The sequence below is a fragment of the Spirillospora sp. NPDC127506 genome, assembly GCF_040302145.1.
Lineage (GTDB): Bacteria > Actinomycetota > Actinomycetes > Streptosporangiales > Streptosporangiaceae > Spirillospora.
In genome coordinates this window covers 1811-2284 of sequence record NZ_JBEORG010000096.1, presented here as the reverse complement: position 1 = coordinate 2284, position 474 = coordinate 1811, and the positions used below count along the sequence as shown (strand labels likewise).

1 protein-coding gene is annotated in these 474 nt (G+C 66.7%); it reads left to right on the top strand.

Annotated elements, in window-relative coordinates; translation table 11 throughout:
* The coding region (locus ABTW95_RS35615; protein WP_500228629.1) for a tetratricopeptide repeat protein at positions 1–474 on the top strand (474 nt) is incomplete at both ends.

The following is a 474-nucleotide window of genomic DNA, read 5'->3' as shown; positions in this document are numbered from 1 at the left end:
CTCAACGTCACGCTAGAAAGATCCCTGTCTCGCCCTACTCATGTCACAGAAGACTAGTTCGTCCCCATGTCTCCCCTGAGTCTGACAGAGAGGGCACAGCCACCCGCCTGCTCAACCAGGCCTGCCCCGCCGAGATCGCCGACCCGGGCGGATGGACGCAATGGCGGCAGTTACTGCCCCACATCGACGCGCTGGCCGCCCACGCGCCTCCCGCCACCGACGACACCCACACCAGCCTGCTACTGGACCGCACCGCCACCTTCCTGCAGAACCAAGGTCTGCTGACCCGCGCCATCGCCTACTTCGAACGCGCCCTGGCCACAAACCAACGCCTGCACGGCGCCGACCACCCCGATACCCTGACCTCCCGCAACAACCTCGCCTACGCCTACGAATCAGCCGGGGATCTGGGCCGGGCGATTCCGCTGTACGAGCAGACGCTCACCGACTCCCAGCGGGTGCTGGGCGCCGACC